This window comes from Hydrocoleum sp. CS-953 (genome assembly GCF_002260545.1).
Taxonomy (GTDB): domain Bacteria; phylum Cyanobacteriota; class Cyanobacteriia; order Cyanobacteriales; family Microcoleaceae; genus Trichodesmium.
Genome location: NZ_LGSU01001023.1, coordinates 1 through 6112, shown reverse-complemented (window position 1 = coordinate 6112; position 6112 = coordinate 1). Strand labels below are relative to the sequence as shown.

Genomic DNA, 6112 nt, shown 5'->3' with positions numbered 1-6112 from the left:
TCACCTCCATCTCGTAGGTGCTTGAGAAAATGAAATTATTATTGCTCTATACGCAATAGTCAGAAAATTCCAATACTCACCTCCATCTCCTAGGCGCTTGAGAAAATGAAATTATTATTGCTCTATACGCAATAGTCAGAAAAATTCCACTATCCATCACCTAAAGCGAGTGCTTCAGAAAATAATTTTATTATTGCTCCATAAGTAATAGTCAGAAAATTCCAATACTCACCTCGATCTCACAGGCGCTTGAGAAAATGTATTAACTATTACTCCAACTGTGCAAACCACTTTTTTCATATAATTCTTCTTATAGCAAAGTTTAGCCATTTTTTTCTAATGCACAATTAAAGGTGTCTCAGTCCACTACAAATTTTGCTAATAACTAATAACTAATAACCAATAACTAATTTCTATGAGTCATAAACGAATTTTTATCACAGGTGGTAGTGGATGTATTGGTCACTATATTGTCGAATCCCTAATTCAAAATACCAACCACGAACTCTACCTATTAGTTAGGAACCCAGATAAATTAAAAGTTGACTATAAAGCTCGTCCTGGTATTAATATTTTAAACGCAAACTTGAGAGAAATTGAGCAGTTTTCCTCCTTACTCCAAGAAATTAATGTAGCAATTTTAGCTGCTACTGCTTGGGGAAATTTGCAGGAAGTATTCGATATTAATGTAATTAAAACTCTGAAATTAATCACATTACTAAATCCAGAAGTCTGTGAAAATATCCTCTATTTTTCCACTGCCAGTATTCTTGACCAAAACAACAAATTACTCAAAAAAGCAGGAGAGATTGGTACTGACTATATTCGTTCTAAATATGACTGTATGTATCAGTTATCTCGACTCAAAAATGTACCCCCTCTAACTTGTCTTTTTCCTACCTTAGTTTTAGGAGGAGATCAAGAAAAACCATACTCTCATCTATCTGCTGGTTTGCCAGAAATAATTAAACATATTGGTTTAATTCGGTGGTTAAAAGCTGAGGGTAGTTTCCATTTTATTCATGCTGCTGATATTGCTCAAGTGGTTATTTATTTAGTAGAAAACCCACCCCAGTCAAAAGAACTACAAAAATTAATTTTAGGAAATCCAAAAGTTACAGTAAATCAAGCTGTTGAAGAAATTTGTGCATATCTGAAGAAACGAATATTTTTTCGTTTTAATTTGGCTCCTTGGTTGATAGAGGTAATAATTTCAGTCTTCAAAATTCAAGTTGCAGCTTGGGATAGATTCTGTTTAGAATATCGCCATTTTACATATCAAAATCCTATTAATCCAGCAACTTTTGAATTGCCTAGTTATTGTCCTACTGTTGCTGATATTTTGAGAACTAGAAATATTTTCCGTAAGGGAATAGGGAGTAGGGGAGTAAGGGAGTAAGGAGTAGGGAAGTAGGGGAGTAGGGGAGTAGGGAAGTAGGGAAGTAGGGGAGTAGGGGAGTAAGGGAGTAAGGGAGTAAGGAGTACGGGAGAAAAGTATTTTTCAGGTCAAAAAATAGGCTGAATATGGTAGTTGCTATTATTGTTAAAACATTTTCAAATTAAAGTCAGCAGAATATTCATTTTCTGAAGCTCCAAAAATTTCAGTAGAAAAGAGTGGAAAAATCAACTAAATTTTGTGATACAATAAATTTATAAAGGTTAACCTGCCTATAAGCATGACTTTTTATTCAACCAAGAATTTTGTGTAGTAGTGACAAAAGCTAAATCAAAAAGTATTTTTCTAGTAAAAAATATGCTGAATATCTAGGCGATCGCCATTACTGACTGTTAAGACATTTTTAAATTCTCAAGTTCTCAAATATAATCACAAAAAAAACTTAACTTCTAATAGTTTCAAACTTGAGATGTGAAATAATTTTCTGAAATTACTCAGTACGTTTTTCATGTCTCACAGCGAAAAGTTTTAAGTCTATAAATTCTTACTTTTGAATTTTGACTTTTGAATTTTGAATTTTAACTTCTAGACTTCAACTATATCTAAACGATCGCCAACCCTTAAACCCAACTCCATAGCTCTACCACCCCTCAACTCAATCACCCCATCCACAGGAGTAACTGGTCCATAAGTAGGACAAGGTTCAGTTTCACAAGGAGGCAAATTAGAAAAAATCGCCTGTACCTCCCCATTCCTCAGAAACACCATATCCAAATTAATAAACACATTTCTCATCCAAAAATTCACCGTCCGAGGAGGGTCAATAGAAAATAACATCCCCTGATTATCCGGCAACTCAGTCCGAAACATCAAACCCACTGCCTGCTCAAAAGGAGTTCGCGCCACCTCCAAATTAACAACTTGACCAGAAAAATTTGCCTGTGCCGAAATAGGTAACATTTGACCTAACTCCACCCCACCCAACAAAGAACTAAAATTCGATTCCTCAAGACTTGTCACCCCTGACAAAACTGCCAAATATTCTCCCGTTACTCCATCCTGAATAATAGTATTACCCTCAGAAGGCAAAATATTCAACTCACTAAATTGTAACCCTCCAGTTAGCATCAGGCGATCGCCACCATTCCCAAAATCAGTAATTAAATCTGCATCTGCCAAATTTATCCCACCAGTAGAAGATAAACCTCCACGTCTACCAATAGCAAAAACATCGTCTCCCTCACCTCCAGTTATTGTATCCCTACCCAGGTCCCCAATTAACCAGTCCGCTCCAAAGTCTCCAGAAATTAAGTCATTTCCTTGCCCACCAAAAATTGTATCGGCATCTTGTCCGCCAAAAATAGTATCATCCCCTTGATTACCTTGGAGAACATCGGCTCCCTGGTTGCCAAAAATTTGGTCATTACCCCCGAAACCTTGGGCAATATCTTTACTTTCCAGAGCAGGTATAATGTCACTATCGAGAGTACCATTGAGAAAGTCAATACCTACCGTACCTTGAATATTAGTCATTTCAGTTATCAGTTATTAGTCTCTAGGAAAAGATGCTATCTAGTTGAATAAAAAGTCATGCTTGCAGGCGTGCTAATGCATTCATAATGACTATATCAAAATTATTTGGAAAGTGCAAGCTGGTTCTGTCAACGGATTCTTGGAGCTTCATAAAATGAATAATGAATATAGTTAGCAAATTCTTGTTATATCTAAATCAGTTATCAGTTATCAGTAATTTAAAATCACCAGATAAATCAAATACTGAGTCAAAGTCGATAGTATAACTATTCATAGTTCCAGCATAAAAGTTTAATAGCCCTTTCAAATGTGAGTTGGATTAATTATCAATTATCCATTATTATTGTCATATCTAATATAAATTCTGGTAAAACATCCTCACCAGATAATGTTTTAGGAGAGTCTAATATTTCCACATCTTTACCAGCATGATAAATTTCTACTTGCTGATTTTTAGGATTAATTAACCAACCTAACTGCATTCCATTTTCCAGATATTCTTTCATTTTTTTTCTGGTGTCGAATAAGCTGTCGGAAGGTGAAATTAATTCGACTAAAAAATCTGGGCAAAAAGGTAAAAACTTTTCTCTTTGTTCGGGAGTTAAATTATTCCATTTTTCTATGGGTATCCAGGAACAACTAGGAGAACGGACAGCACCATTGGGAAGTTGACAACCTAGAGAAGAATTGAAACAAACTCCTAATTTTGTTTGTCTGTTCCACATTCCTAAATTGCCACAAATTTCAGCATTAATCATTCCAGTTTTTCCTCCCATTAAGGGCACAATAATTACATCTCCCTTCGCATTTCTTTCAAATCTTATCTCCTTATTTATTTGACATAGTTGAAAAAATTGTTCGTCTGTGATGTCAATAACTGAACTAAAATCAATAATCAAGTTTGTCATTTTGATTCTTTATTCGTCAGAGTTAATTACCAAATTACTGTCATATTTAATATAAACCCAGGCAAAACATCCTCACCAGATAATGTTTCAGGAGAGTCTAATATTTCCACATCTTTACCAGCACGATAAATTTCCACTTGCTGATTTTTAGGATTAATTAACCAACCTAACCTCATTCCATTTTCCAGATATTCTTTCATTTTTTCTCTAGTGTCGGATAAGGTGTCGGAAGGTGACATTAATTCGATTAAAAAATCTGGGCAAAAAGGTAAAAACTTTTCTCTTTGTTCGGGAGTTAAATTATTCCATTTTTCCATAGGTATCCAGGAACAACTGGGAGAACGATTTGCACCTGATAGTAATTTAAAACCACCAGATGAATCGAAACCTAATCCTAATTTAGTTCGTCTGTTCCATATTCCTAAATCAAGATAAATTTCAAAGTTACTTCTGCTAGTTTATCCTCCAGTCGGCGACATAATAATTAAATATCCTTTGGCATTTCTTTCAAATCTTAAATCCTGGTTTTTTTGACAGAGTTGAAAGAATTGTTCGTCTGTTAAGTCAATTATTGGGTTAAGCTCAATAGTGTAACTATTCATAGTTTAGTAATAAATGTTAAAAGCTGATTTAAACATTCCAAAAGTATGGATAGAAGTGCCAAGATATTCCCCTGTTAAAATAACCATTCTTCATACATTCGTTTCCAAAGAATATCACATATACACTTAGTTCTCTCTTCAACAAAATTTTTATCCCATTTTCCTGTTGTTCCAATCTCAATAATTGGCTGGATATGATCAAAGCAAGAGGCTTCAGTTAGTAATTTAATAGTAGAATCATTCAGATTAACTTTATTTTTTTCTGCTCGGTTTTTTAAATCACTTAATTTATCGGCATCTTTTTCAGCTAAATGAGAATAATAAATCCATTTTTCAATCCATTTTTTATTACCAGCAGAACTATTTATTTGAGTAGGAAGTAGAGTTAAATTACCAATTTTCTCATAATCATCATTTGTGTATAAATTTTCGTCCCAATTAGATTCAGTTTGTAACTCTGGCTTTTGAGGTGCTATATGTTCAATACTTTTTAAATCCTTAGATAACCATTGACTAGGTTCTAAATAAGGAAAAGATGATTTAGGTTTACCTACCTTCATTAAACCAGGATGTTCAGGGTCAGGAATAGTATCATGCGATGTTATAAACAGAACAAAGCGACAGACTTTTTGAACATTATCGTATCTTAAATAATTTATAGCTTTATTTATCCATTTTTCTTTTGTACCTATTTCTTGACTTTTAAGAGCATTTTTGAAATGACTTTTTAAATTTTATATTGTCATTTCAGAATTACCTTTTTTCCACGACATTTTTTCTTGAAGCAACTTTTTATAGACATTATCTAATCCTGTAGTTGGTAATGCAGAACGCCACAGAGTAAAAAATGCTGCTACGATTTTGCATGAAATAGCAAAATTTTCTTGAGCTTGTATTTTATTTTCTTCTTCTAAAGATTCAGAATCATTTTGAGTACGAATAATCAAGGAATAGAAACTACTTAAAATTGTATGTGCCATTTTATGGTTAGCATCTTTCAGATAAAGTAAGCAGAAAGATGCAAGTTTTCTCTCAGATTCATCCAATAAATTTAATTTAGGTAAAGAGTTTTTCAGATTCGCCTGAGAATAGAAAATTTGTTGGCAATATTCAGCTATATTACCCATTTGCTCAATAAACTTTTCTTTATCTTCTAGTAGAGAATGTTCGCTTTTATTTGAATAACAATCTTTGTCAAATTTGTCAATCAGCCAATTTCTTTGAGTGCTAAACTGCTTCAATAAACTTTTTCCTTCATAAGTCAAAGAAAATAAAGTTAGATACTCATTCGTCCTTTTATTCTTACTAGAAGCACTCTGTAGTTTTTCCATTAAATTTTCTATTTTTGTAAAATTTTTATCGAAGTTGGAATTTTTAAAACCTTCAGTTTTAGAATCAGCTACATTAACAACTAGAGGCTTAAACGTTTCAATAGCTGTTAAAGGAGTTCCTGTTGCATTTAAAGATTGGAACATATCAAATGCTCGGACTTGTGATACAGGTTTAATCACAGTTAAACAGCATCGTTTAAGCAAATAACTAGAAAATGTAAAAAGTTGTACTAAAGAACAAATATTTTTTTGATTTTGATTTAAAGGTTGAATATTTTTATATTTTTGTACTGTTTCAAATAACTGAGAATATTCATAATTCCATAATTCTGACAATAACGA

General features: G+C 33.1%; 5 protein-coding genes and 1 pseudogene. 1 reads left to right on the top strand and 5 read right to left on the bottom strand.

The features are described 5' to 3' along the window. Nucleotides 1-415 precede the first annotated feature (415 nt). Nucleotides 416-1399 carry an NAD(P)-dependent oxidoreductase gene (locus tag AFK68_RS14805; protein ID WP_094673466.1) on the top strand — a complete coding sequence of 328 codons (984 nt, stop codon included), beginning with the start codon at nt 416-418 and terminating at the stop codon, nt 1397-1399. Nucleotides 1400-1981: 582 nt separating this feature from the next. Here AFK68_RS14805 and AFK68_RS45260 read toward each other — a convergent pair. The 5 genes and pseudogenes from AFK68_RS45260 to AFK68_RS38950 form a co-directional block, all read right to left on the bottom strand. Continuing rightward, entirely contained in the window at nt 1982-2929 is a 948-nt protein-coding gene (locus AFK68_RS45260; protein WP_094673465.1) for a DUF192 domain-containing protein, read from the bottom strand. Nucleotides 2930-3255: 326 nt separating this feature from the next. After that, complete coding sequence (locus AFK68_RS14795) at nt 3256-3837, bottom strand: Uma2 family endonuclease (protein WP_094673464.1); 582 nt, start codon at nt 3835-3837, stop codon at nt 3256-3258. A gap of 26 nt (nt 3838-3863) precedes the next feature. Next, nucleotides 3864-4439 (bottom strand): annotated as a pseudogene (locus AFK68_RS14790) (Uma2 family endonuclease). A 74-nt stretch (nt 4440-4513) separates the two neighbouring features. Beyond that, nucleotides 4514-4999, bottom strand: a complete 486-nt coding sequence (locus tag AFK68_RS38955) for an HNH endonuclease family protein (protein WP_210407411.1) — start codon at nt 4997-4999, stop codon at nt 4514-4516. Nucleotides 5000-5173: 174 nt separating this feature from the next. Further along, the coding region (locus tag AFK68_RS38950) for a hypothetical protein (RefSeq protein WP_371357395.1) at nt 5174-6112 on the bottom strand (939 nt) is incomplete at its 5' end.